The following is a 26,280-nucleotide window of genomic DNA, read 5'->3' as shown; positions in this document are numbered from 1 at the left end:
GTGCTGCATGACGTTCGACCTTAATAACTCTCATTCCTTCCATGCGTAGCCAGGATTACGACCGTCTCTACCTCTCCCCGCCCCACCTCGGCCGGCACGAGCTCAACTATGTGCACAAGGCCATTGAGGACAACTGGGTGGCCCCGGCCGGGCCCAACATCACGGGCTTCGAGGCCGACATCTGCGCGGCGGTGGGGGTGCCGCATGCGGTGGCGCTCACGTCGGGCACGGCGGCTATCCATCTGGGACTGATTTTGCTGGGTGTGGGGCCGGGCGATGAGGTGCTGTGCCCCTCTTTCACCTTTGTGGCTACGGCTAATCCCATTGTGTACCTGGGGGCCACGCCGGTGTTTGTGGATAGCGAGGCCGAAACCTGGAACATTTGCCCCGAGCGCCTGCGCGAGGCCATTACGGACCGCATTGCCAGGGGCAAAAAACCCAAGGCCCTCATCTTGGTTCACCTCTACGGGATGCCCGCCAAAGTGCCCGAAATCCTGGCGCTGGCAAAGGAATTCGACATTCCGATTTTGGAAGATGCGGCCGAGGCGCTGGGTTCGGAGTGGCAGCAGCAGCCGCTGGGCGGCTTTGGGCGGGTGGGCGTATTTTCCTTTAATGGCAACAAGATTCTGACTACCAGCGGCGGTGGTGCGCTCGTGACTTACGACAAGGCCCTGGCTGAGCGCGCCCGCTTCCTAGCCACTCAGGCCAAGGACGACGCCCCCTACTACCAGCACTCCGAAACCGGCTACAACTACCGCCTGAGCAACATCCTGGCCGGCATCGGCCGGGGCCAGATGGAGCTGCTGCCCGAGCGCGTGAAGCGCCGCCGCCAGATTTTCGACTGGTACCGCGAGCACCTCGCCGCCGTGCCCGGCCTCACGGTGGCCCTGGCCCCGGAGCCGGCCGGCAGCCGCTCCAACCGCTGGCTCACCACCGTCCTCCTCTCCTCGCCCGACCCCGACAACGCCGCGCCCGCCCTCACGCCCGAGGCCCTGCGCCAGCACCTCGAAACGCACAACATCGAGAGCCGGCCGCTGTGGAAGCCGCTGCACCTGCAGCCCCTGTTCGTGGCCGCGCCCATGTATGGCGGCGCGGTGTGCGAAGACCTGTTTGCCCGGGGCCTGTGCCTGCCCAGCGGCTCGGCCATGGGCGATGCCGAGCTGCGCCGCGTGAAAGAGGCCCTAACGGAGGCGCTGGGGTAATTTTTCTTCGCAAAAACTCGCCCGAACTCCTGCTTATTGCTTTACTGCTGCTGGCCGCCGGCCCCACTCAGGCGCAATAGATGCCGCTGAAAAAGCCGCGTGAGCGCCAGTAGGTCATCATCGCAAGTAAACGAAGAAAGCGCCCCCAATGCGTAGCATCAGGGGGCGCTTTCTTCATTTAATGGCCTTCAGGCGAACCTAATAAGCCGGGTTGTGCTCTGCCGGCCAATGGAGCAGGGGCCGCGCAGCGTCAGAAACTTATTGCTTGAGCAGTTGGCTGGTGCGCAGGTAGCCATCTTCGTCGCGCATCCGGATGAGGTACACGCCGGGCTTTACGTCCTTCAGGTCAAACGACTGGTTGGTGACGCCGGTTTTCACCAGGCTGCCCGTGATGCTGTAGAGCGAAAACGCCTGCTGGGTCTTCCAGGCCACCGTCACTTCATCGGCGGCCGGGTTGGGGTACACCTTAATGGCCAGGCCATCCAATGGGTTGCGCGTGCTCAGTGCATAGGCAGTGCTCATGTAGTAGATGTTCGCGGTTACGCCTTTGGTAATTTGGTGTGCGCCGGCAGTCAGGGGCAGCGTGAGGCGTCCCGATACCACGTTCTGGTTCACGTTGTCGATTTTAACCGCGCCGCTGAAGGCATCGTTGAACACCAACGTAAGGGTAGCCGGGGCGGTGGTGGTGAAGGCCACGTTCGTGGACGACTCCAGCTTGAGGCACTGCGTCAGGTTCAGGCCGTTGTAGACCACCGTGCCTTGCGAGGTAGACAGGTTGCCGGTGATGGTGTAGAAGGTGCTGGTAGTGCCGGATACCGTGAAGTTGTGCACCATAGCCGAGGCGTTGCTGCCGCCACCCGTGCCGCCACCGCCGGTGCCACCACCCGTGCCGCCGCCGCCCGTGGTGGGGGGCACAATGCCCTGCACCGAAACCAGACCGGTGGTGTAGCTCGTCAGCGCGGCCTTCAGCGGCACATTGACGGCGTAGGAGGCGTCATCCACTGCGTTGTTGAAGGTCCACTGGAAGTCGCCGCCCTTCACGCGGCCCGCATACAGCATGGCATTGGTACGGGCCGTGGCGGGGGCATCCGGCGTGTAAGTGTACATGACGGCTGCGTTGGTGTCGAAGTTGTTGTAGGTGTTGTTGCCATACGCCGAGTGAACGGTGGCGGGCACGGTTTGCGTGCGGGTGGTCACCACGTAGGCATCGAAATCAACCGTGGGGTTGGGGTAGCCGGTGGCGCCGTAAGGCACGAAGCGCGTCTGCCCGGTCATGTAGTTATCGAAGGCCTTGATGGTGCCGCCGTCCTCGTTCGAGAAAATGGGCATGTTGGTGTAGTCGTTGCGCTGCGTGGCCGGGTTGAACACGTCCGTGCCCTGCATCGACGTCAGCATGGGGTATTTGCAGTTGCGGAAGTAGTTGCTTTCCATGAACACCGAGGAGCCTTCCGTCGAGCCCGACCCGTACTTGGCGTTGCCGTCGTAGTAGTTGTTATACACGTGGGCCGAGTAGAAACGCACACGGGGGTGGCGCGAGTCGGAGTGGTCGTACCAGTTGTGGTGGTAAGTGATGTAGAGACCCTGCGTGGTGTTTTCGCTCAGGCCAAGCAGGTTGCACTTGCCCGAATCCCAGAAGTGGTTGTAGGAGAAGGTAATGTAGGTCGACTTTTTGCAATCCAGGGCGCCGTCGCCCTTCACTTGGTCGGGGTCGGAGCCGGCATCGCCGTAGAAGTAATCGCAGTTGTGCACCCAAATGTGGTCGTTGTCCTGCTGCAGGCCAATGTTGTCGCCTTCGTCGCTGTTGCAGTTCATCAAGCCAATGTTGCGGATTTCGATGTTGGCCGCGCCCTTCACCCGGATGCCGAAGCCATCGGCCACGGCGTCGTTGCCCACGCCTTCCAGGGTGATGGAGCCGGTGGCCAGGTTGTTGTTCTCGATGACGATGTCGCCGGCCAGCATGTAGGTCAGGTCGGTGATTTGGCCAATGAAGCGCACCACCAGCGGCCGGGAATCGCGGCCCTTCTTAAAGCCGTCGAGGATGGTTTGCAGGCCCACGCAGGGGTTGGTGGTAGCCCCGGTCACGTTCAGCGAAACGGTGTTCTTGGTGCTTTGGGTGATGTAAAGGATGACGGCGTTGGCTTTCAGGGTGCCGTCGAGGTTGTAAGCGCCTGGTACGCGGGCACCGCTGAAGGCAAAGCCGGTGCGGTCCTGGGCCAACACCGTGAGGGAGCTGGTGGTGGTAGCGGCGCCCTCGACGCCCCCAATCACGGGAGCCACTTTGAGCGTGTAGGTGCCGGGCGTGAGGCCCATGGCATCGGCCCGGTAAAAGGTGCCGTAGTTGCGAATGAGCTGGTCGTCGAGCTTCTGATTGACCAGGCCGCCGCCGGTGTAGTACACGTTATAGCTTTGCGCATTTGTCACCGGCTGCCACCGCACGTAAGCGGTTTCCAGCCAGCCGGACGATTCCACGACGGTTGGCGCCTGGGCCCGCAGCGCCAGCGGCGACAGCAATAGCAGTAAGAGCAAGGAGAATAAGTGCTTCATAGACTGAGCGGTTTTGGGTGGGTAATGGCAGCTGCCATTGGTGAGAGGTCTGCACAAACCTAGCCGCTAAGCTTCAGCAAATGAGTATATAGCAGCACAGGAGCCCGAGTATAATTGCGCAAACGTTCCCGGCATCGTTGCCGCCGGCCGTAGGCGGGCAGCGGGTGGGCGGGTTTTCATCGAAACTTCCTGCAACCGGCGCGTTTGCGTACCATGGCCCGGACTTTGCCGTTAAAGGCAAACCCCATTTCTTAACTGCCTCATGAAAACCTCCCGTCTCCTCGCGCTGCTGTTGCTGGCCTCGCCTCTGGCTGCCCTGGCCCAGACCAAACCCACCACCACGACCACGCCCTCCAAAACCACCACGACTACCACCACCAAACCCACCACTACCCCGGCCGGTACTCAGCAGCAAACCGAAGTAACCGAGGACCTGGACCCCGAAACCGGTAAGGTTATCCGCCGCACCACGCGCACCATCAACGTGCCGGTGGGCACCACTGCCAGCCCCACCTCGACCTCCCCATCCAGCACCACCACGATGGATGCCCCCGTGGGCCCCGCCACCGATGCCCAGGTCACGGCTTTCCTGCGCAAGAAAACCACCGTGAGCACACTCACCACCACCGGCTTGCTCTCAGCCTACGAATTGTTTATGGAACGTGTGCGCTCCGACCGCGCCAACTGGACGCCCACCAACTGGGCCAATGCCGCCGCCATTATGAGTGCCCTCAACGACCGGTACCAGCAGCTGCGCAGCAGCTTTTCGCTCGATGACAAGCTGACCATCCGCTCGCAGCAGGGCGAGTTTCAGGCCCTGCGCACGGCCAAGCAGATTTCCACCCAGGTGTCGGACAAGCTATAGCAGCTCCTCGAACAGCGCCCGCCACTGCCCGCTAACCGCCGCGAACGAATAAGCCGGTTGGCGGGCATTGGCCTGGGCGCGGGCGGCCAGTGTGGCACGGTAGGCCGCGTCGGTATAAAGTTTTTCGAGCGCTGCCGCCACCGTTTCGGGGGTGGTAATGGCCTCGGTAAAGTAGTGGTTGTTGGTGCGCACGTGGTCGATGGGCAGCAGTTCTGCCCGGTCCTGCCACAGCTCGGCCAGCACCCCGAGGGCCGGCATTACCTGGGCCCGGTGGGTAGCGCCGTGCTCGAAGGCCAGCAGTCCCCAGCCCTCGGCGTTGGCCGTGTTCAGGCCCACGTCGCAGGCATTATACAGCAGGTTGAGGGCGGACGTAGGCACCTTTTCGGTGGTCAGCAGCACCCGGTCGCGCAGGCCGTGCTCATCTACCAGGGCCATGATGTGCGTGTTGCCGCACATGGCGTTGGTGTGCAGCCAGAGCTTTACCGTCAGGGGCTTGCCTTCGGCAAATTGCCGGAAGCCCGCCAGCGTCAGGCCCATTTCCTTGCGCTCCTGAAAGAAATTGGCATTGAGCACCACAAAATCATCGGCGGCCAAGCCGTAATTGGCCGGCAGTTGGGCACGGGCAGCGGCTTGGTCCACCTCGTAAAATGCCGCCTGCTCCACGCAATGCGGGATGATGTGCAACCGGGCCAGCAGCTCGGGGCGGCCCAGCGCGTGGCAGGCGGCGGCGTATTGGTCGTAAGCAAACCGGGTGGGCACCACCAGGGCCGCCACGCGGGCCATATCGTCGGCCCAGTGCGGGGCCAGCAGGCGGCCGGGCACCGTGCAGTAGTACACCAGCCGGGGCCGGCGCGGGCCGCTTTCCAGGTAGTGCAGGCAGCGGGGCAGCTCAAAGAAGTCGTGGTTGATGAGCACCACGTCAATGGCCTCCTGCTCGATGAGGCGGGCCATTTCCAGGCCCGCCACCGCGTCCCAGGCGTGGGGGTTAGCGTGCAGGGGCACGCCCGGCGGGCCGGCCCCTACGCCATCAATCCCCACTACCTGCACCTCGTGGGCCGGCAGCAGGGATTGCACCAGGGTATCGACCACCCGGCCCAGGCCGGTTCCGCCATTGGCGAAACCGACCACCAAGACCTTAGGCAATGGTTTTTTGCTCGGCCGCAGCCTTTTCCTCAACGCGCTTGGCCGGGGCCTTCACCTTGAAGGGCGGCAAGCCCATTTCCGATACTTCGTAGCTCAGCTTGCCCTGCCCGTTCACGTGGGGATTCAGGAAGGCGTACAGGTCCAGCGCCTTGGGGAAGGTCATCATGGAGCCGCCGCGCATCTTGGGCGGCTCGGCGTAGCGCTCGATGCCGGGGTGCGAAGCGCCGAAGCGGCTGATGAGGGCATAGTTGGTGCGGGCGTTGGGCGGCCCGTCGCTGCCGAAGGGCCGCTCGTGGAAGTAGTTGGTCAGGCCCTCGCCCGCGCCGCAGTTGGCCTGCAGGAAATCGGCGAAGGCGGTGCCGCCGTCCAGCATCAGCGCCCGGGCGCTGAACATACTGGCCATGCCCACCAGCAGGATGTTGTTGGTGCCCTGGAAGCGCTTGAGCTCCGCCAAAGCGGGCGCAAAAAAGTCTACTTTACTAAAGCTGGGCGTGGGCGTCCAGCTGTTGGCGTAGATGATGTCGAGGTTTTCGGGGTTAAGCACCGCCACTTCCAAACGGCCGAGGCCGCTGTAGCGGGGAGCCTCCACCACGGGCTGGCTGAACTGCTCGGGGCACACTTCCTTGCCCGCCACGCGCAGCCGCCCGCTCACGTTGGAAAGGTTGAATTCGATGTACTGCTTGGCGTAGTCCTTCAGGGCATCGCGCACGGCCGCCTGCTTATCGCCCTCAAAAATGTGGTCAATGGACTGTACCTGCACGCTCAGCACGGCGGTAGCCCCGGCGTTCACGCTGTCGAGCCACTGCTCGAAGGCATCGTTGTGGTTTTCGTTCACGGTGGGCAGCACCGAGGCCAGAATCCGGCTGCTGCCGCCCTTCACGCTCACGTGCCGCTGGGTGCTGTCGAACCATTTCTTATCGGCCGTTTTGAACTCGGCGCTGGCACTGGCCGAGCCTTTGGCAAATACCCCTTTGTATTCGGCATCCAGCTTGGCTTTCATTTCCTCGTTCGTAATGCTGGCGCTCGAATGCACGGCGACGCTGTATTTCAGGTTCGCCCCCATTTTCACGCCGGACACGAAATGCGTGCCGAACCGGCGGAAGAACCGCAGGAAGGCCTTGGGCTGGGCCGGGTCGTACACATCGGGAATGGCTTTGTACTCCGCGCTGTTTTTCAGGTCGGCCGTTAGCGCCGCCACCGAATCGTTCTTCAGCTCCAAGTCGTAGGGCTGCGTGTAAAAGGTGAGCACGCCAAAAGAGCTGGACGTTTTGTTGTTCACGTCGCGCTTAAAGGACGCATCGGCCGAGGCGCTAAAGCCCAGGTAACTGCCCTTGACGTTGGCGCTAGCCGCGAAGTGCGAGTCGTATTCCTCGCGGGTGTTGTAGGTATCCGAATACGAGTTCGAGTCCGTCGATTCCTTGAAGCGGGCGTTGGCGGGGATGGTGTAGCGTACCGGCGTGGTTTTGGAGGGAAACTGCTTCGTTTCCGTGCCCGAAGACATGTCGTAAACCTGGTTGAGCAGCGTCCCATCGAAAGGGCCGTACATGTTGATGCCCGCTCCCAGCACGCCGGAGCCGTTAATCATGGTGGTTTCGTTTGAATTCGGCATAAAAAGCAAGGGGGAAATGGGTGGGTTAAACGCCAGCATCCAAGACCAATCCTGTTGGAAATCTTGCCACTTGGCTCTGCAAAACACGAGGTTGACCGGCAGCGCTTTCAGCGTAGAAATACCTGCCTCCCAATTCAGGTATTTCTACTTGATGGGTGCTTTGAACCGATTATTCAGAAGTCCAGGGCTTCGTCAGCGCATGGTACCGGGTTCTTAAAACCGCACTGATTGCCACAGGCAGGCGACGGTGGCTTAGACCTGCCGGGTAACCTCCACCATCGGAACCGGGTATTAGCTGAAGCCCCTCCCGCGGGCTCTTCACGCGGCCGGTCTTCGAGCCGCTCACTCCCCTCCTCCCCCGACTATGACCAAACACACCTATGACCTCGGCCTGATTGGCAACTGCGCCTTTCTGGGCCTCATCGGCACCGATACGGCCGTGCGCTGGCTCTGCTGGCCGCGTTTTGATAGCAGCTTCGTGTTCGGCAGCCTGCTCGATGACGACAAGGGCGGCGAGTTCAGCATCCGGCCCACGGCGGCGGGCGGCTTTACTTCCAGCCAGCACTACGTGTCCAACACCAACGTGCTGCGCACCGAAATTACAGCCGCCGACGGCGCCTACCGCGTCACCGATTTTGCGCCCCGCTTCGCGCAGTACGACCGGTATTACAAGCCGCTTATGTTCATCCGGAAGCTGGAGCCGCTGGCCGGCACGCCCCGCGTGCGGGTGGCCTGCCGCCCCATGGGCCAGTACGGCGAGCTGGAACTGCAGCGCCGCCGCAGCTCCAACCACATTGCCTTCCTGGGCCTGGAAGAGGAAATCCGCCTCACCACCAACATTCCGCTCACCTACATTCTGGACGAGGAAGACTTCGTGCTGAACGAAACCAAGTACCTCGTCCTGACTTACGGCGCGCCCCTCGAAGCGCCGCTGGAAAGCACTTGTGAGCGGTTTTTGCGCGAAACCACCGACTACTGGCACCGCTGGGTGAAGAGCACCAGCATCGGCACCTTCCACCAGGATGCCGTCATTCGGTCGGCGCTGGCCCTCAAGATTCACCAGTACGAAGACACCGGGGCCATCATTGCGGCCAGCACCACCAGCCTGCCCGAGGCCCCCGGCAGCACCCGCAACTGGGACTACCGCTACTGCTGGATGCGTGATACCTACTACATCCTCACGGCCTTCAACAACATCGGCCACTTCGAGGAGATGGAACGCTACTTCCATTTCATCGCCAACATCAGCACCAAGGTGCAGGACAAGTACCAGCCGCTCTACGGCATCAGCGGCAAGGCCGACTTGGTGGAAACCGAGCTGCCCCTGGCCGGCTACCTCGGCAATCAGCCCGTGCGCATCGGCAACGACGCCTACACCCACATCCAGAACGACGTGTACGGTCAGGTGCTGGTGGCGCTGCTGCCGCTCTACGTGGACTGCCGCTTTGCCCACCCCGACCAGCTCCCGCCCGAAAAGCTGGCCACTGAAGCCCTGCGCCTCATGGAAACCACCCTCGACCAGCCCGACGCTGGCCTCTGGGAGTTCCGCCATATTGCCCAGAAGCATTGCTACACCTTCCTGTTTCATTGGGCCGGCGGCCACGCTGCGCAACAGGTAGCCCGCTCCCTCGGCAACAAGGATATGGAAGCCCGCGCCACCCGCCTGATTGAGGCCGCCACCGACCGCATTGAGCAGTGCTATGATGCTCAGCGCGGCGTGTACACCAACGCCATCGGCTCCAAAAACCTCGATGCCAGTACTCTGCAGCTCATCCTCATGGGCTACCTCGACGGCAACTCCGACAAAGCCAAGAAGCACCTCATCGAGCTGGAAAAGGAGCTAAAAACCCCAGAGGGCCTCTTCTACCGCTACCGCCACCCCGACGATTTCGGCACGCCCGAAACCACCTTCCTCATCTGCTCTTTTTGGTACGTGGAGGCCCTGGCCTGCGTCGGCCGCCTTGATGAAGCCGCCGCCGAGTTCGAGAAGCTGATTAAGTACGCCAACCACTTAGGGCTTTTGTCCGAAGACGTAGACGCGAAAACGGGCTCGCAGTGGGGCAATTTTCCCCAGGCATACAGCCACGTCGGGCTGGTGAATGCCGCGTATAGAATCGCGCACCGGCAGGACAAGCCGCGATTTGTGGGGTAGTGCCGGCCATTGTGAGCAAAGTATGGCAATCCATCCTTCCACTATGGACATCCCTAAAGAGTGACAAATCCTAACAACGAAAAGCCCCGACACTGCGCAGTATCGGGGCTTTTTTAATGAGCCAACATCACCTATTCTGCTTCATTAATGGCAATTTCCCCTTCCCAAAAACAGGCTACCAAGTAATCCATGTAAGGGTCGTTGCCTGTTTCATTTAAGCACCACTGCCAGTCAACAATGTCTTCATTGGTGGGAATGACTAACTCGCTGTCGTTCTCAAAATAGATTGTCAGATTGTACGCCTTATCAAGCGTTACGTTGGTAACTTCTTTTCTCATGTGGGCAGCCACAATTGTGCTCTTTGCCACAGAATCTTTATCAACTGCCGTTTCGATTGAACGGTAATTCGCAAGAAGCCACCCATTCAACAGTTCTTCATCGGGCGAAATCAGGTTCTGGGCAGAGAGATAGTAATCACCGAAGTTCAGGGTCCAATTATCGCCTATATGGAATGAATAGATGAACGACCCAACCAGCTTATCGTTGAGTATTTCCAGCGCATTCATTTGCCTAGTGTTTAACTAATGGGTTCTTACCAAAGTCATGAGAGTAGTTATTGATTAGTTGGCCGCATCAGGCGATACCCTACCCAATCAGCTTCCGCAGCAGCTGCCGCACCTCGGTGGGCGACTCCACGTGGAACCGCGCCGACGAGTGCGGGGCCGACCCCACCCGCACCGTGAACGCCTCCGGCGGCAGCGCCCGGAAGGTATCCTCGTCGGTTCGGTCATCGCCCAGGGCCAGAATAAAATCGGGGCTGTACTGGCTCAGCCAGCGGGTAGCGGCCGTGCCTTTGTTGATGCCCGCATTCTTGATTTCCAGCACTTTGTTGCCCTCCATTACCTGTAGGTCGGTGTTCGAGGTCATGAAGGTGAGGTGGTTAAGCAGCTCGCGGGCGCGCACGGCGCCCAAGTCGGCATCGACGCGGCGGTAGTGCCACACCAGCGAGTAGTCCTTCTCCTCGATGAAGGAGCCGGCGGTGCGGGCCACGTACAGCTCCAGCACCGGCAGCAGCTCGCGCTTCCAGTCGTTGCGCAGCGCCTGAAACAGGCTCCACTCGTCGCCGGCCGCGCGCAGCCACACGCCGTGCTCGGCAATGAAATCAACGGGTAAGTCGCCCAGCCATTTTTCCAGCGTATTCCGGTCGCGCCCGCTGATGATGACCACGCGGTTGTGCGGGTTGTCGCTCAGGGCGCGCAGCAGCAGGCGCAGCTCCTGGTCGGGCTGGGCGCGCTGCGGGTTGGCGTGGAAGTTCACCAGCGTGCCGTCGTAGTCGAGCAGCAGCAGCCGCTGCTGACTGGCGTGGTAGGCGTCGAGCAGTTGGCCGGTGGGCGCGGGCGCGAGGGTTTCGGTGGCCAAGGTTTGCTGCTTCATTTTGGTATAGGCCAGTTGATTCAGGAAGAGCTTGGTCCAGGAAAACACGTTGTAGCGCTTCACCAGGGCCTGCATGGCCGTCATGCGCTGGATTTGCTCCTCTTCGGGCATCACCAGGGCCTCGTGCATGGCCTCGGTCAATTGGTTGATGTCGGTGGGGTTGATGATGAGGGCGTCGGACAGCTCCCGCGCCGCGCCGGCCCGCTCGCTGAGGATGAGCACGCCCTTGTGGTCGGCCTTGCTGGCCACAAACTCCTTGGCCACGAGGTTCATGCCATCGCGCATGGGCGTCACCAGGGCCACCTCCGCCAACCGGTAGAGCGAGGCCAGCTCTTCCAGCGGCAGCGAGCGGTAGAAGTAATGAATCGGGTTCCAGGCAATGGTGCGGTAGGCGGCGTTGATGCGCCCCACCAGCTCGTCGATTTCCACCTTCAGCTCCGCGTATTGGGCCACCTGGTCGCGCGAGGGCACCACCAGCATAATCAGGCTCACCTGCTCGCGCCACTCGGGATAGTTCTGGAGCAGCAGTTCAAACGCCCGCAGGCGCTGGGCAATGCCCTTGGTGTAGTCGAGCCGGTCGATGCTCAGGATGACGCGGGTGTCGCGCAGGGCTTCGCGGTAGGTGGCCTCGTGCTGAATGGCGGCCTCCGAAACGGCCGCGTCGGCGTAGCGCTGGTAGTCGATGCCCATCGGGAAGGCATCGACGCGCACGGCTCGGTGCGCCACCTCAAGCTGGCCGTTCACCGCCGTTAGGCCCAGCACCTGCGCCGCCGAGCTGAGAAAGTGCCGCATGTAGCCGAAAGTGTGGAAGCCTATCAGGTCGGCTCCCAACATACCGCGCAGCAGTTCGGCCCGCCACGGCAGCACCCGAATCAGCTCATAGCTCGGAAACGGAATGTGCAGGAAGAAGCCGATGGTGGCTTCGGGGCGGGCCTTGCGCAGCAGCTCGGGCAGCAGTAGCAACTGGTAGTCGTGCACCCAGATGGTGTCTTCGGGGCCGGCCTGGGCCAGCACGGCGGCGCAGAATTTCTCGTTCACGGCCACGTAGGCATCCCAATGGGCCTGCTCGTAGGTGGCAAACTGTGTGAAATAGTGAAAAGTGGGCCAGAGCGTGGAATTGCTGAAGCCCTCATAGAAATCCCGGATTTCAGCTTCGGTCAGAAACACCGGGGCCATGCTGTCGGCCTGGAGCTGTTCGGTGACGTAGTTTTCTTCTTCGGCATCGGTCACGAACAGCCCCGGCCAGCCCACCCACACGTTGCCATCCGCCCGATAGATGGAGCCCAATCCCGTGGCCAACCCGCCTTCGCTGGGCTGAAACGTGAGGCTTTCTTCGGAACGAATGACTTTGGTGGGGAGGCGGTTAGAGACGATTATCGTGCGGGACATAGGCAATGAAATGGGTTGAACAACCTCATGGTTTACGAGACTAAACCACATTCAGCCCATATCCTCCCGGCTAGCTCGACCCTCCGCCCACCTACTTTCCCAGCAGGCCACACGTTTAGCCCACTCTATAAAATATGCCCAAGGTAAGGCTTTTGGCCTATTCCAGGGCCTGAGCTAGGTCGGCCAGCAACTCCTCTACCGGCTCGACGCCCACGCTCAACCGCACCAGGCCCACGGTGATGCCCAGCTCGGCCCGCTGCGCATCCGTCAGGGCGCGGTGCGAAGTGTAGAGCGGGTGCGAGCACGAGGAATCCACGCCCGCCAGCGAGGGTGCAAACGGAAACCGCTCGCTCCGCTGCATAAATCGGTTCACTGCCGCCTCGTCCGGCAGCCGGAACGAGAGCATTCCGCCGAAGCGGCCCGCGCCCTGCGCCACCGCCAGCGCGTGCTGCGGGTGCGTGGGCAAGCCAGGGTAATACACGCCCTGCACGGCCGGATGCTCGTCCAGAAACTCGGCGATTATCAGGGCATTTTCGCTGTGGGCGGCCACGCGCAGGCGCATGGTTTTCATGCCGCGCACGGCCAGCCAGCTTTCCATCGGGCTCAGCGTGAGGCCAAACACGATGCCGATTTGGCGTAGCCGGGCCACATCCTCGGGCGTGCGGGCCACCACTGCCCCGGCCGTCACGTCGGAGTGGCCAGCCAGGTATTTAGTAACACTGTGCAGTACAAGGTCGGCCCCGTAGGCCAGCGGCCGGGTGAGCACGGGGGTCGAAAATGTGTTATCCACCACCAGCTTCAGGCCGTGGCGGTGGCATTCCTCGGCCGCGGCGCGCAGGTCCACCACGCGCAACAGCGGGTTGCTCATCGTTTCGCACAGCAGCAGCCGCGTAGTGGGCTGCACGTAGGCCACCAAGTCATACAAGCTTTCAAACGGCACATACGTCACCGAAACGCCGAGCCGCGACAGCTCCAGATTCAGCAGCGCCGCCGAGCCACCGTAGATGTCGGCCGCGCACAGCACATGGTCGCCGGCCTGGCAGTAAGTGAGCAGCGCCGCAAAAATGGCCGCCATGCCCGAGCCCGTGGCCACCGCGCCCGCGCCGCCTTCCCAGCGGGCTACGGCCGTGGCCAGTTCGTCAGAGTTCGGGTTGCCGTTGCGTGAGTATAGGTAGCGGCTGCCCGGCTCGTCGAAATATTGTTGCACGGCGTCGAGGTCCTCAAATTTGAAAACCGACGTTTGGTAGATGGGCGTGATTTTGGGCTGAATATTCGGCTGGTCCATGAGTGCGAAAGCGGAGCGTGTGGCGCAAAGGTCGGCACGCGTCCGGCTTTGGCGGGTATCTCAACTGTCATTCCGACGCAGGAGGAATCTGAGTAAACTCGGTTTTCTATTTTACCCAGACTCCTCCTGCGTCGGAGTGACAGTTCCTGATTCGGCTCACCTACTTCACCGGGTTTTGCATGTGCTGGCGGTTTTCACGCCGGAACACCTCCATCAGCACCATAAAATACGACACCAGCAGCGGCCCCACCACCAGCCCGATGATGCCGAATATCTCCACACCCAGCACAATGCCCACCAGCGTTATCAGCGGGTGAATGTTGCCCATGCGCTTGGCCAGCACAATGCGCAGCACGTTGTCAATGTTCATAATCAGGATGAAGCCCACCAGCAAAATCCCGATGGCCGCGCCCTTATTGCCCTGCGAAAACTGGTAGAGCGCCGCCGGCCCCCACACCAGCGGCGTGCCCAGCACCGGCAGGAACGCCGCAAAAAAGGCCACCACCCCCCAGAACACGGCATCCGGCACCCCAAAAATCAGCAGCGCCACGCCCGTGAGCACGCCCTGCACCACTGACACCAGCACCTGCCCCAGCACGTTGGCATTCACGTTGTTTTTCAGCGACTCACCCAGCTCCTGTAAGGTTTCATTGCGAAACGGCAGGTAGCGATGCAGCCCCAGCAGAAAGAAGGTTTCCTGCATAAACATGTAGTACATCGTGAACAGCATCAGACCCACAATCACCAGGAAATTGAGGGCGCTGCTGGCCAGCGAAGGCAACCAGCCCGTCACTTTAGCGCCGCCCTGTAGCAGCAGCTGGCGCACATTCACCTGCTCGGTCAATTTAAAGCCAGTGGCTTTTTCCAGCTTGTGAATCACCTCCAGCAGCCGCTCGGGGTTTTGCGCAAATTCAATCAGCCGGTCGAGCAGCAGCGAAGTCAGGGCGTAGAACGGAATCACAAGCACCACCACCGTCACCAGCAGAATGCCCACCGCCACCACCTGCCGGTTCCAGCGCCGCTCGTGCACCAGCGTTATCCACCACGGCCGAAACACCACGAACAGAATGCCCGCCGCCAGAAACGCCGTGAGGTACTGCGCCAGCCCAAACACCATCAGGGCCGCAATGCCAATCAGCGAGGCCACCAGCAGCACGTACCGCTGCCGGGGAGTATAAATATTTTCGACGGCAACAAACGGGTCCGAAGATTTCATAAAGAACAAAGGCAAATGGTTTTGCGCGCAGTATAGCTATACGGCATTCTACCGGCTTGGCCGGCTAATATCACAAAAAAAGCCGCTCCTGCCAGGCAGGAGCGGCTTTTGGCCAGCTACGAAAGGTTGCGGCAGCGTTATGCCATCGCACCTTCGGCCAGCACAATCACGTTGTTGCGCAGCACTTCCACTACGCCGCCTTCGATGCGGATAACCTCGCGGCCACCGGCCCCACCGGTCAGCGTCACGTCGCCAGCCTTCAGGGCGGCGATGAGCGGCGCATGGTTATTCAGCACTTCAAAAGAGCCATCGGCCCCCGGAAATTGGGCCGACGTCACTTCGCCTTCGAAAACCTTGCGGTCGGGGGTGATGATTTCTAAATGCATGATTTTGAGTTAAAAATTATGAGTTATGCGTTATGAGTTGCCTATCTAACAACTCATAACGCATAACTCATAACTCATAATTAATACCTATTTGGCTTCGGCAATCAGACGCTCGCCTTTGGCCACCGCATCTTCGATGTTGCCAACAAGGTTAAAGGCCGCCTCGGGCAGGTGGTCGTACTTGCCGTCGATGATTTCGTTGAAGCCTTTGATGGTATCCTTGATGTCCACAAGCACGCCTTTGAGGCCGGTGAACTGCTCGGCCACGAAGAAGGGCTGCGACAGGAAGCGCTGCACGCGACGGGCGCGGTTCACCACCTGCTTGTCTTCTTCCGACAGTTCGTCCATACCAAGGATGGCGATGATGTCTTGGAGTTCTTTGTAGCGCTGGAGCAGCTCTTTCACGCGCTGGGCGGTGTTGTAGTGCTCGGCACCCAGCACGTCGGCAGACAGGATGCGCGAGGTCGAGTCCAGCGGGTCCACGGCCGGGTAGATGCCCAGTTCGGCGATTTTGCGGCTCAGTACCGTCGTGGCGTCCAAGTGAGCAAAGGTGTTGGCCGGAGCCGGGTCAGTCAAGTCATCGGCCGGCACATACACAGCCTGTACCGACGTGATAGAACCGCGCTTGGTCGAGGTGATGCGCTCCTGCATGGCACCCATTTCGGTGGCCAGCGTGGGCTGGTAACCCACGGCCGAAGGCATACGGCCCAACAGAGCCGATACTTCCGAACCCGCCTGCGTGAAGCGGAAGATGTTGTCGATGAAGAACAGGATGTCGCGGCCGGCACCGGTGCCGTCGCCGTCGCGGAAGCTTTCGGCAATGGTCAGACCCGACAGGGCCACGCGGGCGCGCGCTCCGGGGGGCTCATTCATCTGGCCGAACACGAGGGTGGCCTGCGACTTCTCCATTTCGGCGAGGTCCACTTTCGAGAGGTCCCAGCCGCCTTCTTCCATCGAGTGCTTGAATGCGTCGCCGTAGCGAATGATGTTGGCTTCGATGAATTCGCGCAGCAAGTCGTTGCCCTCGCGGGTACGCTCGCCCACGCCGGCAAACACCGACAGACCTTCGTAGGCCTTGGCCACGTTGTTGATAAGCTCCTGAATCAGTACGGTTTTGCCCACACCGGCACCACCGAACAGACCAATTTTACCACCCTTCACATAAGGCGCGAGCAGGTCGATAACCTTAATACCGGTGAAGAATACTTCCGACGAAGTAGCCAAGTCCTCGAACGCCGGGGCGTTGCGGTGGATGGGCAGGCCGCCGTCGCTCTTGGGCTGCTGAATGCCGTCGATGGCCTGGCCGATAACGTTGAACAGACGACCTTTCACGCCGTCGCCGGTAGGCATCGAGATGGGCGCGCCCATGTCGCGCACTTCAGCGCCGCGGGTCAGGCCTTCGGTCGAGTCCATGGCAATGGTCCGAACCCGGTCCTCGCCCAAGTGCTGCTGGCACTCCAGAACTACCACTTGGCCGTTGTCTTTCGTGACTTCGAGGGCGTCGAGGATGTTGGGCAGCTTCGTGTTTTCGCCCGCGAAGCTCACGTCAACGACGGGGCCGATGACCTGAGTGATTTTGCCGGTATTGGCCATTTGGTTGTATTTATGATGAAGTTAATGCTCTTTTCAGGCCGCAAAATTACGGTAGAGGCGCCGTTTTTCCAACCATAACGTTTGCGGCGACAGGCACCGGCGCGAAGTTTCTTTCGGCCCGTTAGCCAATGAAAATCAGACCAAAGCTGCTATCCTGCCGCTTTCCGCCCCATCACACGGCAATTTTTCTTCAAAAATTTTTCGACAAAAAACTTGCGCTGAATTATTCCAGCCGTACATTTGCACTCCCAAACGGCACGTAGCCCGCTGGGAAATTGTCCGATGGTGTAACTGGCAACACGCTTGATTTTGATTCAAGAAAGTCCAGGTTCGAGCCCTGGTCGGACAACGACAAAGCTCGAGTAAATGCAAAGGCGCTGGCTTCTCCAATTTTCGGAGTGGTCAGCGCCTTTCGCTTTTCTATCCCTTCCGATTTTCATTGCCTTCCCCTGGCAGGCTTCCGCGCACCAACTCATTCTTAGCACCTTCCCCTATGAAACAGGTCAAAATATTCGCCGGTAGCGCTTCGCGTGAGCTCGGCGAAAAGATTGCCGCCGCCTACGGCACCACCCTCGGCGACCTCAGCCTGCAACGCTTCGCCGACAACGAAATGGGGCCGAGCTTCAACGAGAGCGTGCGCGGCTGCGAGGTGTTCCTTGTGCAAAGCACCTTCCCGCCCGCCGAGCACCTCATGGAGCTGATGCTGATGGTGGACGCCGCCAAGCGCGCTTCGGCCCACAAAGTTGTCATCGTGATGCCCTATATGGGCTACGCCCGCCAGGACCGCAAAGACAAGCCCCGCGTGAGCATCGGGGCCAAAGTCGTGGCCAACATCATTCAGAGCGTGGGCACCGACCGCCTGATGACCTGCGACCTGCACGCCGGCCAGATTCAGGGCTTCTTCGATATTCCTGTCGACCATCTGGACGGGGCCACCGTCACGGCCCCCTACATCAAGTCGCTGAACTTGAAAAACCTGATTTTCGCCTCGCCCGACGTAGGCGGTGTGGTGCGCACCCGCGCCTTCGCTAAGAAATTCGGGGCCGAAATTGTGGTCTGCGACAAGATGCGGATACGGGCCAATGAGATTGCCTCGATGCAGGTGATTGGTGACGTGAAGGGCATGGACGTGGTGTTTGTGGATGACATGGTGGACACGGCCGGCACCATCTGCAAAGCCGCCGACCTGGTGATGGAGCGCGGGGCCAACTCGGTGCGCGCCGTCATCACGCATCCGCTGCTGAGCGGCCCGGCGCACGAACGCATCCGCGCCTCCTCGCTGACCGAGCTGATTACGACGGACACCATTCCGCTGCGCCAGGAGAACGAGAAAATCCGGGTGATTTCACTGGCTCCACTGTTCGCGGCTGCTATTCGGAATGTGGTGACGCACGAGAGCATCAGCTCGCTGTTTGTGTAGGCAGGCGTCTGTCATTACGAGCGGAGCGAAGCAATCCGCACCGTCAAAACCAGAAACGCCCTTTTACCTGAAAGCCTCGGCGCTGCGCAGTGCCGGGACTTTTGCATTTGAAAAGGCTTTATTACGACACAAGGCTTGTCGCAAAGGGAGGACGGATTGCCGCGTTCCGCTACGCTCCACTCGCAATGACAGACGACTTTGGCACAATTTTGTAGAACTGACTTCCTAACTGGAACTTTTTTCTGCAAACGTGATGAACAAGCTTTACACTACCGCCTCCACCCTTTTGGCCGCGCTGCTGCTTAGCGCCTGCGCGTCGTCGGTTCACATTCGGGCGCTGGCCCCGGCGGCGGTGCCCATGCCTGCCAACCTGCAAAGCGTAGCCACTGCCAACCGCATTATCCCGGAATCGCGCCGCGACAAATTCTTTGATGCGCTGGAAGGCGCTTTTACCGGCGAAGGCATTGGCGTGGACCGCGCCGGAGCCGACGAGTGCGTGAACGTAGTGGGCCAGGCCCTGGCCAACAACAGCTACCGCTTCAAGGTGACGCAGGCGCAACTGCAGCTGCTGGGCCGCAGCCGGGAATTCTTCCTGCCGCCGCTGGCCCCGCGCTACGTGCAGGATTTGTGCCGCCGCACGCAGGTGGACGGCTTGGTGGTGCTCGAAGCCTTCGACTCCGATATGCTGCTGACGCACACCAACGGCTTCCGCACCTACAAAGACAAGGAGGGCAAGGAGCATCAGGTGCCCACCGTACACGTGGAAATGGTGATGAAAATCGTGAGCGGCTTCCGCACCTACGGCGCAGCCCAGGGCTTCGTGCTCGACCAGGCCCGGCAGGAAGACCAGCTGGTATTCCGGGGCGATGGCGACACGTATCAGTACGCCCTGCGCCAGTTGCCGCCGCCCGAGGAGTGCATCCGTCGGGTGGCCCAGCGGGCCGGCGATGGCTACGCCCGCCGCATCGCGCCGTCCTACATCGACCTGAACCGAGACTATTACACCCAGGCGAAAAAGGACGTCCGCATGAAAGAGGCCGCCCAGCGCGCCGAAGCCGGCGACTGGGCCGGGGCCGCCACGCTCTGGCAGCAGTCGGCCCGCCACCTCAACCCCAAAATTGCCGGCCGGGCCTTCTACAACCTGGCCGTGGCCAGCGAAGTGCGCGGCGACCTGCCCGGCGCGGTGGATTGGGCCAAAAAGGCGGCTTTTACCTGCAACAACGCCCAGGCCCGTCAGTACCTGCGCGTGCTGAACGACCGGATACAGGCCCAGGCCGTGGTGCAGGAGCAGCTGAAGAGCGTGCCGACCGTGAACTAGCCCGGGCGGTTTTTCTTCGTAAGAGGTTGGCTTTTCGGCCGATTTCGCCCTACCTTTGCGGCCCGTTTGCCTCCAACCTCGGAAGCAAGCGGGCCATTTTTTTATCTTCTCAAAGACCACTTTTATGAAAAGCCTCGAGATTGTAGGGTTTAAAAGAGCGAATCTCGGTAAAACGGACGCCAAGGCATTGCGCCTCGACGCTCAAGTACCGTGCGTATTGTATGGCGGCCAGGACACCGTGCACTTCTCAGTGCCCGCCATCCTGTTCCGCGAATTGTTGTACACGCCGGAGGCTCACATCGTGGACCTGAACGTGGAAGGCACGCAGTACCGCGCCATCGTGCAGGACGCCCAGTTCCACCCCGTAAACGAAATGCTACTGCACGTTGACTTCCTCGAGCTGCAGGAAGGCAAGGAAGTGAAAATGGAAATCCCCGTGAAATACGTGGGCGTTTCGCCCGGCGTACTGGCCGGCGGCAAACTGGTGAGCAAGCTGCGCAAATTGAAAGTGCGCGCTACCGCCGAAAACCTGCCCGACTTCGTGGAGGTGAACATCAGCAGCATGGAGCTCGGCAAATCTATCAAAGTGGGTGCCGTAGAAGCCAAAAACTACACCATCCTCACCAACGCGGCGGCTCCTATCGCCACCATCACCATCCCGCGTGCCCTGAAAGGCGAGATGGCTGCCAACAAGTAATTCCGAACCGCAGATTTAATGAATTAGCCGGATTTCATCGGTTTTTCAATCCATTGATTTGCGATTCAACCGAAAAGCCGCTCCAATTTTGGGGCGGCTTTTTATTTGGCACCAGCTGAAAAGGTGCGCTTTGCTCCATCAAATAGCAGCTTCTGAGAATTGGTACCGGAAGCTGTACAATTCGTTTACTTTATTTAATCTGCGGTTTAGATGAAATTCCTGGTTCTTTGCCTGGGCAACATTGGCCCCGAATATGCCGACACACGCCACAACATCGGCTTCATGGTAGCTGATTATCTGGCCGCGAAATTCGACGCGCCACGCTTTGAAATCGGCCGTCACGCTTTCACCACCGAGTTCAAACACAAAGGGCACACCTATGTGCTGGTGAAACCTACTACCTACATGAACCTGAGCGGCAAAGCCGCCGCGCACTGGCTAGCTACCCTGAAAATAACTGCCGAAAACATGGTTGTGGTAACCGACGATTTGGCCCTCCCCTTCGGAAAGCTGCGCCTGAAAGGTCAGGGCTCGGCCGGCGGGCACAATGGGCTGAAGGACATTCAGGCCACGCTCGGCACCGATGTATATGCCCGCCTGCGCTTCGGCGTGGATGCAAATTTCCCCAAAGGCCGGCAGGTAGACTATGTACTGAATCCGTTTTCAGCCGATGAATTAATTGAATTGCCCACGCGCATTGAAAAAGCCGGCGAGGCCGTTTTAGCGTTTGGGGCATTAGGAATTGAACGAGCGATGAACATTGTGAACGTGAAGTAAGACGCACACCAAGCCGCATAAAAAAGGCTCATCCGCATTTTGTGGATGAGCCTTTTTTATGCGGGCAAACGAGCCGTTTACGCCACGCCGCTGCCGTTGCGCACGGGCTTGCTGGGCTGCATCAAGGCGAGGCTGCCGTCGGCGTTTTCGGCCATCAGCAGCATGCCCTGGCTTTTGATGCCTTTGATTTCGCGAGGCGCAAGGTTGAGCAGCACCTGCACCTGCTGGCCAACCAGGGCTTCGGGAATGAAATATTCGGCAATGCCGCTCACGATAGTACGTTCTTCCAGGCCCAGGTCGACGGTAAGTTTGAGCAGCTTTTTGGTTTTGGCTACTTTCTCGGCGGCCGTGATGGTGCCGATGCGCAAATCCATCTGTCCGAAATCATCAAAGGAAACATCGTCCTTGGCCGGCGTGACGGGCGTGTTGGCAAGCTGATTTTCCTTTTTGGTATCGAGCAATTTCTGCACCTGCGTTTCGACCACGGCATCTTCAATTTTACCAAACAGCAGCACCGCTTCGCGCAGCTGGTGACCGGCTGCGAGCGCATCGGCACGGCCGGCGCTGGTCCAGTTGCCCAACTCCAGATTAAGCATGGTGGCTAATTTCTGAGCCGATTCTGGCAGGAAAGGCTCGAGTAGCGGGGCCAGGCTGGCCGCAATTTGCAGCGAAACATTCAGCACAGTTCCGGTACGGGCGGCGTCGGTTTTGATGAGGTGCCAGGGCTGGGTTTCGGCTAGGTATTTATTGCCAAGGCGGGCCAGGTTAATTACTTCGGCCAGCGCGTCGCGGAAGCGGTAATTTTCAATTAACTCGCCAATCTTTGCCGGGAATTCGGCCAATTGTGCGAAAGCGTCCTGGTCTATGGGCTGTAATTCGCCCAATTCCGGCACTTTGCCCTCAAAGAATTTGTGCGTAAGTACGGCGGCGCGGTTCACGAAATTGCCGAGCGTAGCAACTAATTCGTTGTTGTTGCGCGCCTGGAAATCCTTCCAGGTGAAGTCGTTGTCCTTGGTTTCGGGCGCGTTGGCGCACAGTACGTAACGTAACACATCGGCCTGGCCGGGGAAATCGGCCATGTATTCGTGCAGCCACACGGCCCAGTTGCGCGAGGTGCTGATTTTATCGCCTTCGAGGTTGAGGAATTCGTTGGCAGGCACGTTATCCGGCAGAATGAATTCGCCGTGCGCCTTCAGCATCGTCGGGAAAATAATGCAGTGGAAAACGATGTTATCCTTGCCAATGAAATGCACCAGTTTCGAGCCGGCATCTTTCCAGTATAATTCCCACTCCTGGGGGAATGCTTCTTTGGTGGCCGAGATGTAGCCGATGGGCGCGTCAAACCACACGTAAAGCACTTTTCCTTCGGCACCCGGTACCGGCACGGGCACGCCCCAGTCGAGGTCGCGCGTGACGGCGCGGGGGTGCAGGCCCTGGTCAATCCAGGATTTGCACTGGCCGTACACGTTGGTTTTCCAATCGTTTTTGTGGCCTTCAATTATCCATTCGCGCAGCCAGGGCTCGTATTGGTCGAGGGGCAGGAACCAGTGCTTGGTATCGCGCAGAATGGGCTGCGCGCCGCTGAGCATGGAGCGCGGATTAATTAATTCCGTCGGGCTGAGCGAGGTACCGCAACGCTCACACTGGTCGCCATAGGCATTTTCGTTGCCGCAATTGGGGCAGGTGCCCACGATGTAGCGGTCGGCCAGAAATTGCTGGGCTTTCTCGTCGAAATACTGTTGCGTGGTTTGCTCGATGAATTTGCCTTCGTTGTTCAGCTTCGTAAAAAAGCCGCTGGAAACCTCGGCGTGCGTGGCCGACGAGGTACGCGAATACACATCGAACGAAACGTTAAAATCTTTGAACGAATCGCGAATCAGGGCGTGATATTTATCGACCACCTGCTGCGGCGTAACGCCTTCTTTCTGGGCGCGAATGGTGATGGGCACGCCGTGCTCGTCAGAACCGCAAATAAATTTCACATCGCGGCCGGCCGAGCGCAGGTAGCGCACATAAATGTCGGCGGGCAAATAAACCCCGGCCAAATGCCCGATGTGCACCGGCCCGTTGGCATACGGCAAAGCAGCGGTAACGGTGTAGCGCTTAGGAAGAAGTGACATAAAAATCAAAAGTAAAAAGGCGGAGGCGCGAGGGTTATTTTCCGCAGAAAATCAGGGCAATTATTCCCCGCCACAAAGAAACGATTAAAAAAAGTACAGGCTTAAATCAACAAAAAAACCAGGCAAACCGTTTGACGCTTAAATGATTTTATATTTGAGCGCGCTTAATTAAAATATAGCGTCATCCAATCGACTTCTTTCCGCCTCTTTCACCCTTCACCAACCATTTTTTCAAATGAAAAAACCTGCTTCTCCGCTTAAAACGGAAAAACGTGCGAAACGCACGCCGGAAGAAAAGTTGGCCCGTAAATCGGCCAAAAGCGCGAGCCGTGCTTCCGCTGACCTGAACGACGACCGCGCCAGCAAAAAAGCCAGTCAGAAGAAGTCGCTCAAGTCGGCCGCCAAGCAATTGCAAAAGGAGCTGAACAGCCGCATGAATGAAGTGGTGACACGCATTCGCAAAGAAACGAAGGCCAAGCTGAAGGAAGTGGTGAAAGAGGCTACGCGCCGCCTCGACGGCGACACGGAGCGTATGTTTGAGCAGGCCCTGCATACCATAGTGCGCCACTATGATTCGGTGTCCGGGTCCGCCGCGGCCGATAATGGCCAGGAAACCGCCGCGGCATCCGCCGCCACCGGCAAAACTGCCCGGGGCAGCAAGAAAGGCCCAACGCTAAACAAAGACGGCACGCCCCGCAAACCGCGCGCTCCCCGCGCCAGCGATGAAGCCGCTACCGAAACTGCCGCCGCCGCGCCAGCTGCCAGCAGCCGGGGCCGCAAGCCCGCTGCTACGGCTGCCAAATCCACCGGTGCCAAGCGCGGTCCCAAGCCAGCCACTGCCGCCACCAGCACGGGCGCCAAGCGTGGCCCCAAACCGCGCGTTCAGGCCTCGCCCGCACCGGAGCCTGAAGCAACCGGCGTAATGAACTCGGCCGACAGCCCCAGCACCGGTGAAGTAAGCGAATAGTACTCCCGCTTGTTTTGTAGCAAAAGCCCGCTCCGAATAACCGGAGCGGGCTTTTTCATTGTTGTCACCCCAGGGGTTTCAGGGTCGGCGAGCGGTATCCAGCGGCGCGGAGGAGCTGTTGTTGAGGCGTTGCAGGCGGGTTTCGGGCGTGGTGGTGTTGGGGTCGTTGGTGTTCACGTTTTCGATGCGCTTCTGGCGGTTGATGTCGGCGGCCTGCTCGCCGAGGCGCACGCGGTTGGGCGTGGCATCGGGCACGGCGTAGCCATTGCTGGTGCCCGCCCCGTTGCTGTTGTAAATGGCCCGGCGGTCGGCATCGGTGCGCACTTCGGTGGGCACCGAGGTAGGCGCGGCATTTTCAGAGGTTTGCTCTGAAACCGAGCAGGCCGAGAGCAGAGCCGCCGCTCCAAATGCCAGCCAAGGACGGGCAGTAAATAGTTGAGAAGTCAGCATGTCCGAATAAATAAAAAAGGAGGCAGCCAGGCGGCTGCCTCCTTCAAACGGTGAGCGCGGCTCAGTAGTTGGCTGACTACGCCAGCGCGGGGCTGGCCTGGGTGGGCTTGATGCCGTCCCAGAGCGCCATGCGGGCTTCCAGGCATTCGATGGTGACCTGCTGGGCTTCCTGCCAGTGTTGGGGGTCGTCGGCGCACAACTCGCGCACCATTTGCTGGGCCAGGGGCGCGTGCACTTCTTCGTCGAGTTCGATGTGACGGTCGAGGTAATACACAAATGTGTCGAGCTGGCCGGGAAACCGGTCGCGCAGCTCGCCCACCAATTGGCGAAACATGGCCGGAATTAAGTCTTCGCGGCCAAAAGTGAAAGCCGCCGCTACCGCGTGCGGCTTGCCCGATTGAATGATGCGAAACGTAGTTTCGACAAACTGGCGCACCGAATCCGGGGCCGGGGCATCGGCAAGCGCCTGCGAAACCGTGCGGCCCGCTCCCACGGCCGCCACCAGGCGGCGAATGGGTAGCGTGTTGGCCCCGCATTCTTCCATGGCCCGCACGTAGAGCTCGAAATGGCTAACAGGCTGACCCTGCGGGTCGACGTCGGTTTCCTCGCCCAACACAATTTCGTTGATGAGGCGACGCGTGGCGGGGTTGGCGGTGGGTACCCACGGCACGTCTACACAGGTCAGGTCACGTTGCAGGGCTTTGAGCAGCGACATAAAATCCCACACGGCAAAAACGTGGTGCTCCATAAACTGGCGCAGGTCGGCCATGGTCTGGAGGCGATAATACAGCCCGTTGTTGAGCAACAGCTGGCGGGTACCGGCTACTTCCTGCTGCAAGAATTCGATGGGGTCCAGCTCAGCTTCCATACAACAATTTTTTATTATAACTATTCGAATACAGCTCATCCCCTATGCTTAGCAAATGCTGGGCCGGGAAAATGGTTTATACAAACGAGAAACCCTTTGGCTTGGATTGCCAAAGGGTTTCTATTTATTAATTTTCCCAGAAAATCACCACCGCTTCTTTTATTTCTTCTCAAATACCAGCGCGTTGCCGTCCATGCAGTAGCGTTGGCCGGTGGGCTTGGGGCCGTCGTCGAAGACGTGGCCGAGGTGGCCGCCGCACTTGGCGCACACAATCTCGTCGCGGCTCATGCCGAAGCTGTTGTCAGAAGCCACTTTTACACTCGTATTGGTGGCCGGGGCAAAGAAGCTGGGCCAGCCGGTGCCCGACTCAAACTTGGTATCGGAGGTGAAAAGCAGGTTGTGGTCGGCGGCGCAGTAGTAGTTGCCGGCGGCGTGGTTGTCGTGGTATTTGCCGGTGAAGGGGCGCTCGGTGCCCTGCTCGCGCAGGATGTAGTATTGGTCGGGCGTGAGGATTTTCTTCCACTCGGCGGCAGTGTGGCGCACCGGGAATTCATCGGGCTTGCCGGTCACGGGCTGGGGCTGGAAGTAGGTTTTGCCGGCGATGGTGCGGGCCGGCCGGGGCGTGTTGGCGGCCACGTCGCGCTTCTGCGAGCAGGCCGAATTGAGCGAAAGCACCGAAATAAGGAATAACAGCAGGGAAAAACGCATGGCTGAGGTTGGGGTTAAGGGCACTGTGCCTACATACGACGGTGGTGCCCGGTTGGGTCGGCTGGGTAGACGAAAGAAGGTCGGGAACCTTACGCCCCGGCTAAGCCATTTAGGGCGACGAGCTTGGCTGCGCGGCG

At 59.9% G+C, this 26,280-nt stretch carries 21 protein-coding genes and 1 tRNA gene; 9 read left to right on the top strand and 13 right to left on the bottom strand.

Going from position 1 to position 26,280, the window contains the following annotated elements; genetic code table 11:
• The first annotated feature begins 41 nt into the window (after positions 1 to 41).
• Complete coding sequence (locus I7X13_RS05785; protein WP_198074737.1) at positions 42 to 1,202, top strand: DegT/DnrJ/EryC1/StrS family aminotransferase; 1,161 nt, start codon at positions 42 to 44, stop codon at positions 1,200 to 1,202.
• Between the two features lie 258 nt (positions 1,203 to 1,460).
• Here I7X13_RS05785 and I7X13_RS05780 read toward each other — a convergent pair whose 3' ends face one another.
• On the bottom strand, positions 1,461 to 3,746 hold the full coding sequence (locus I7X13_RS05780) for a pectate lyase family protein (RefSeq protein ID WP_198074736.1): 2,286 nt from the start codon (positions 3,744 to 3,746) through the stop codon (positions 1,461 to 1,463).
• Between the two features lie 262 nt (positions 3,747 to 4,008).
• Here I7X13_RS05780 and I7X13_RS05775 point away from each other — a divergent pair, with 262 nt between their 5' ends.
• Positions 4,009 to 4,611 (top strand): hypothetical protein, encoded by a 603-nt coding sequence (locus I7X13_RS05775; RefSeq protein ID WP_198074735.1) that lies wholly within the window; start codon positions 4,009 to 4,011, stop codon positions 4,609 to 4,611.
• Here the strand turns inward: I7X13_RS05775 and I7X13_RS05770 are convergent.
• Both I7X13_RS05770 and I7X13_RS05765 read right to left on the bottom strand, forming a co-directional pair.
• On the bottom strand, positions 4,606 to 5,754 hold the full coding sequence (locus tag I7X13_RS05770; RefSeq protein ID WP_198074734.1) for a glycosyltransferase family protein: 1,149 nt from the start codon (positions 5,752 to 5,754) through the stop codon (positions 4,606 to 4,608). The two genes, I7X13_RS05775 and I7X13_RS05770, sit on opposite strands and share 6 nt — an antisense overlap.
• Positions 5,747 to 7,363, bottom strand: coding sequence for an MAC/perforin domain-containing protein (locus I7X13_RS05765; protein ID WP_198074733.1), 1,617 nt, complete (start codon positions 7,361 to 7,363; stop codon positions 5,747 to 5,749). Before I7X13_RS05765 ends, I7X13_RS05770 begins: the two co-directional genes overlap by 8 nt.
• Positions 7,364 to 7,727: 364 nt before the next feature.
• Here I7X13_RS05765 and I7X13_RS05760 point away from each other — a divergent pair, with 364 nt between their 5' ends.
• Positions 7,728 to 9,515, top strand: a complete 1,788-nt coding sequence (locus I7X13_RS05760) for a glycoside hydrolase family 15 protein (RefSeq protein WP_198074732.1) — start codon at positions 7,728 to 7,730, stop codon at positions 9,513 to 9,515.
• A 131-nt stretch (positions 9,516 to 9,646) separates the two neighbouring features.
• On the opposite strand, the gene I7X13_RS05755 is transcribed toward I7X13_RS05760, so the two are convergent.
• The 6 genes from I7X13_RS05755 to atpD all read right to left on the bottom strand — a co-directional run bounded on the left by I7X13_RS05755 (position 9,647) and on the right by atpD (position 16,818).
• Positions 9,647 to 10,081 (bottom strand): hypothetical protein, encoded by a 435-nt coding sequence (locus I7X13_RS05755; protein WP_198074731.1) that lies wholly within the window; start codon positions 10,079 to 10,081, stop codon positions 9,647 to 9,649.
• A 79-nt stretch (positions 10,082 to 10,160) separates the two neighbouring features.
• A complete protein-coding gene (locus I7X13_RS05750) occupies positions 10,161 to 12,338 on the bottom strand; it encodes a bifunctional alpha,alpha-trehalose-phosphate synthase (UDP-forming)/trehalose-phosphatase (RefSeq protein ID WP_198066993.1) in 2,178 nt (725 codons plus the stop codon).
• Positions 12,339 to 12,495: 157 nt separating this feature from the next.
• A complete protein-coding gene (locus I7X13_RS05745; RefSeq protein WP_198074730.1) occupies positions 12,496 to 13,623 on the bottom strand; it encodes a trans-sulfuration enzyme family protein in 1,128 nt (375 codons plus the stop codon).
• A gap of 160 nt (positions 13,624 to 13,783) precedes the next feature.
• On the bottom strand, positions 13,784 to 14,839 hold the full coding sequence (locus I7X13_RS05740; protein ID WP_198066995.1) for an AI-2E family transporter: 1,056 nt from the start codon (positions 14,837 to 14,839) through the stop codon (positions 13,784 to 13,786).
• Between the two features lie 137 nt (positions 14,840 to 14,976).
• Positions 14,977 to 15,225, bottom strand: coding sequence for an ATP synthase F1 subunit epsilon (gene atpC, locus I7X13_RS05735; protein ID WP_198066996.1), 249 nt, complete (start codon positions 15,223 to 15,225; stop codon positions 14,977 to 14,979).
• A gap of 87 nt (positions 15,226 to 15,312) precedes the next feature.
• On the bottom strand, positions 15,313 to 16,818 hold the full coding sequence (atpD, locus tag I7X13_RS05730; RefSeq protein WP_198074729.1) for a F0F1 ATP synthase subunit beta: 1,506 nt from the start codon (positions 16,816 to 16,818) through the stop codon (positions 15,313 to 15,315).
• 276 nt (positions 16,819 to 17,094) lie between these two features.
• On the opposite strand from atpD, the gene I7X13_RS05725 reads away from it, so the two are divergent.
• The 5 genes from I7X13_RS05725 to pth all read left to right on the top strand — a co-directional run bounded on the left by I7X13_RS05725 (position 17,095) and on the right by pth (position 21,030).
• Positions 17,095 to 17,167: transfer RNA gene (locus tag I7X13_RS05725), tRNA-Gln, on the top strand.
• A gap of 144 nt (positions 17,168 to 17,311) precedes the next feature.
• On the top strand, positions 17,312 to 18,238 hold the full coding sequence (locus I7X13_RS05720) for a ribose-phosphate pyrophosphokinase (RefSeq protein ID WP_198074728.1): 927 nt from the start codon (positions 17,312 to 17,314) through the stop codon (positions 18,236 to 18,238).
• Positions 18,239 to 18,491: 253 nt separating this feature from the next.
• On the top strand, positions 18,492 to 19,556 hold the full coding sequence (locus I7X13_RS05715; RefSeq protein ID WP_198074727.1) for a DUF6340 family protein: 1,065 nt from the start codon (positions 18,492 to 18,494) through the stop codon (positions 19,554 to 19,556).
• Positions 19,557 to 19,680: 124 nt separating this feature from the next.
• Complete coding sequence (locus I7X13_RS05710) at positions 19,681 to 20,253, top strand: 50S ribosomal protein L25/general stress protein Ctc (RefSeq protein WP_198074726.1); 573 nt, start codon at positions 19,681 to 19,683, stop codon at positions 20,251 to 20,253.
• 210 nt (positions 20,254 to 20,463) lie between these two features.
• The gene (pth, locus tag I7X13_RS05705; protein ID WP_198067001.1) at positions 20,464 to 21,030 is read left to right on the top strand and encodes an aminoacyl-tRNA hydrolase; all 567 of its coding nucleotides are present in this window, start codon (positions 20,464 to 20,466) and stop codon (positions 21,028 to 21,030) included.
• A 77-nt stretch (positions 21,031 to 21,107) separates the two neighbouring features.
• On the opposite strand, the gene metG is transcribed toward pth, so the two are convergent.
• Complete coding sequence (gene metG, locus I7X13_RS05700; RefSeq protein WP_198074725.1) at positions 21,108 to 23,150, bottom strand: methionine--tRNA ligase; 2,043 nt, start codon at positions 23,148 to 23,150, stop codon at positions 21,108 to 21,110.
• 235 nt (positions 23,151 to 23,385) lie between these two features.
• Here metG and I7X13_RS05695 point away from each other — a divergent pair, with 235 nt between their 5' ends.
• Positions 23,386 to 24,117, top strand: a complete 732-nt coding sequence (locus tag I7X13_RS05695) for a hypothetical protein (protein WP_198067003.1) — start codon at positions 23,386 to 23,388, stop codon at positions 24,115 to 24,117.
• Between the two features lie 78 nt (positions 24,118 to 24,195).
• Here I7X13_RS05695 and I7X13_RS05690 read toward each other — a convergent pair whose 3' ends face one another.
• The 3 genes from I7X13_RS05690 to msrB form a co-directional block, all read right to left on the bottom strand.
• A complete protein-coding gene (locus I7X13_RS05690) occupies positions 24,196 to 24,567 on the bottom strand; it encodes a hypothetical protein (protein WP_198074724.1) in 372 nt (123 codons plus the stop codon).
• A gap of 76 nt (positions 24,568 to 24,643) precedes the next feature.
• Positions 24,644 to 25,435: a DUF3050 domain-containing protein gene (locus tag I7X13_RS05685; protein ID WP_198067005.1), complete on the bottom strand. Its 792-nt coding sequence runs from the start codon at positions 25,433 to 25,435 to the stop codon at positions 24,644 to 24,646.
• 159 nt (positions 25,436 to 25,594) lie between these two features.
• Positions 25,595 to 26,143 carry a peptide-methionine (R)-S-oxide reductase MsrB gene (msrB, locus tag I7X13_RS05680; RefSeq protein ID WP_198067006.1) on the bottom strand — a complete coding sequence of 183 codons (549 nt, stop codon included), beginning with the start codon at positions 26,141 to 26,143 and terminating at the stop codon, positions 25,595 to 25,597.
• Positions 26,144 to 26,280: the final 137 nt, after the last annotated feature.

It is taken from the genome of Hymenobacter negativus (assembly GCF_016056375.1).
Lineage (GTDB): Bacteria > Bacteroidota > Bacteroidia > Cytophagales > Hymenobacteraceae > Hymenobacter > Hymenobacter negativus_A.
The sequence above is the reverse complement of the archived record's forward strand: the minus strand, read 5'-3'. Positions and strand labels throughout refer to the sequence as shown.

Excerpts from the sequence above, each read along its gene's own strand:
- I7X13_RS05785 (WP_198074737.1), top strand. The coding sequence starts at position 42 with ATGCGTAGCCAGGATTACGACCGTCTCTACCTCTCCCCGCCCCACCTC.
- I7X13_RS05780 (WP_198074736.1), bottom strand. The coding sequence starts at position 3,746 with ATGAAGCACTTATTCTCCTTGCTCTTACTGCTATTGCTGTCGCCGCTG.
- I7X13_RS05775 (WP_198074735.1), top strand. The coding sequence starts at position 4,009 with ATGAAAACCTCCCGTCTCCTCGCGCTGCTGTTGCTGGCCTCGCCTCTG.
- I7X13_RS05765 (WP_198074733.1), bottom strand. The coding sequence starts at position 7,363 with ATGCCGAATTCAAACGAAACCACCATGATTAACGGCTCCGGCGTGCTG.
- I7X13_RS05760 (WP_198074732.1), top strand. The coding sequence starts at position 7,728 with ATGACCAAACACACCTATGACCTCGGCCTGATTGGCAACTGCGCCTTT.
- I7X13_RS05755 (WP_198074731.1), bottom strand. The coding sequence starts at position 10,081 with ATGAATGCGCTGGAAATACTCAACGATAAGCTGGTTGGGTCGTTCATC.
- I7X13_RS05750 (WP_198066993.1), bottom strand. The coding sequence starts at position 12,338 with ATGTCCCGCACGATAATCGTCTCTAACCGCCTCCCCACCAAAGTCATT.
- I7X13_RS05745 (WP_198074730.1), bottom strand. The coding sequence starts at position 13,623 with ATGGACCAGCCGAATATTCAGCCCAAAATCACGCCCATCTACCAAACG.
- I7X13_RS05740 (WP_198066995.1), bottom strand. The coding sequence starts at position 14,839 with ATGAAATCTTCGGACCCGTTTGTTGCCGTCGAAAATATTTATACTCCC.
- atpC (WP_198066996.1), bottom strand. The coding sequence starts at position 15,225 with ATGCATTTAGAAATCATCACCCCCGACCGCAAGGTTTTCGAAGGCGAA.
- atpD (WP_198074729.1), bottom strand. The coding sequence starts at position 16,818 with ATGGCCAATACCGGCAAAATCACTCAGGTCATCGGCCCCGTCGTTGAC.
- I7X13_RS05720 (WP_198074728.1), top strand. The coding sequence starts at position 17,312 with ATGAAACAGGTCAAAATATTCGCCGGTAGCGCTTCGCGTGAGCTCGGC.
- I7X13_RS05715 (WP_198074727.1), top strand. The coding sequence starts at position 18,492 with ATGAACAAGCTTTACACTACCGCCTCCACCCTTTTGGCCGCGCTGCTG.
- I7X13_RS05710 (WP_198074726.1), top strand. The coding sequence starts at position 19,681 with ATGAAAAGCCTCGAGATTGTAGGGTTTAAAAGAGCGAATCTCGGTAAA.
- pth (WP_198067001.1), top strand. The coding sequence starts at position 20,464 with ATGAAATTCCTGGTTCTTTGCCTGGGCAACATTGGCCCCGAATATGCC.
- metG (WP_198074725.1), bottom strand. The coding sequence starts at position 23,150 with ATGTCACTTCTTCCTAAGCGCTACACCGTTACCGCTGCTTTGCCGTAT.
- I7X13_RS05695 (WP_198067003.1), top strand. The coding sequence starts at position 23,386 with ATGAAAAAACCTGCTTCTCCGCTTAAAACGGAAAAACGTGCGAAACGC.
- I7X13_RS05690 (WP_198074724.1), bottom strand. The coding sequence starts at position 24,567 with ATGCTGACTTCTCAACTATTTACTGCCCGTCCTTGGCTGGCATTTGGA.
- I7X13_RS05685 (WP_198067005.1), bottom strand. The coding sequence starts at position 25,435 with ATGGAAGCTGAGCTGGACCCCATCGAATTCTTGCAGCAGGAAGTAGCC.
- msrB (WP_198067006.1), bottom strand. The coding sequence starts at position 26,143 with ATGCGTTTTTCCCTGCTGTTATTCCTTATTTCGGTGCTTTCGCTCAAT.